Here is a 956-nt window from a genome sequence, read left to right as displayed (position 1 = left end):
TTATTCAGTTCGCGATGTTTTGCCCTTGCCTATTTCGGCCAGAACAAAATCCAGCGCCAAGCTAGCAACTTCTTCGGCTAATCCTCTTATCTTGCTTTTATGCTCAACGCTGACATATTTCCATGCGTTAAGGCCTGTACCAAACACACTGGCTATCTGCTTGTCTCTTTTGAATTCCGCACAAGCCTGATTCAGTTCTTCCATCACACTACGCTTGCGAGGGTTGATGGCTATCCCTTTTGTCCAATAGTCATAGAGAACATCATCACACTCATCTTGATAGCGGATCACCTTGTCCCTGATTTCAGGCTTGACCTTGTTGGGGTAGATGGTTGTCAACCAGCCCGCCAATTTACGAAGAGCAAGACAACTCATTGTTTGGACACCGCCTTTTGAAGGTATTGGGATTTCCTCAATACCTTTTGAAAAACGTTTTTTTAGCTTGGTATATTGTCCAGCCCAATCCATGCCCATACCTTCAACAATCGGTTTCATCGGGACATAAGGTTCGTTGTTGTATTCCACGACATAAAGTTCATCATTATAAAAAGGAACTGTAATTGTTTGCATCTCGCGTATTCCTATAGAAATAAGAGCCTGCTGACGTAGAAATATCGCCCATGAGAAGGTCGCCACCTATGACGATAATTCTCAGGCTCTATTTCTATAAGCTCATGATGGAGTTGTGCGCACGTCAGTACGCAGATAAAAAGAAGCCCGCGAATGCGAGGCTCAGTGTTCAGAGTAAGCTGAAGGCTTTTTCGAATGTTTCTTCGGGGTATGGTTGCTGACCGTTCTCGTGTCGGATAATGGACTTTGCCAAAGCAATCAGGGTCGGTTTATCCACTACGAGCACTTGGTGAGGGTCGACACCCAGAGACTGAGCAACACCCTTGATATAGGCAGAAGTGTTGTTTTCATTATTCGGTGCCCAACGGTCTATCATCTTGGCTACG

Annotated in this window: 1 protein-coding gene and 1 pseudogene; both read right to left on the bottom strand. The window is 45.1% G+C overall.

Features of this window, described 5'->3' with window-relative positions; genetic code table 11:
* On the bottom strand, nt 1-570 hold the full coding sequence (locus tag FE392_RS19450; RefSeq protein ID WP_319931789.1) for a phage antirepressor N-terminal domain-containing protein: 570 nt from the start codon (nt 568-570) through the stop codon (nt 1-3).
* A gap of 169 nt (nt 571-739) precedes the next feature.
* Nucleotides 740-956 (bottom strand): annotated as a pseudogene (locus tag FE392_RS19445) (structural protein); the annotation flags it as partial.

Origin of the sequence: Xenorhabdus santafensis, assembly GCF_033949405.1 — a bacterium.
GTDB classification, from domain to species: domain Bacteria; phylum Pseudomonadota; class Gammaproteobacteria; order Enterobacterales; family Enterobacteriaceae; genus Xenorhabdus; species Xenorhabdus santafensis.
The sequence above is the reverse complement of the archived record's forward strand: the minus strand, read 5'-3'. Positions and strand labels throughout refer to the sequence as shown.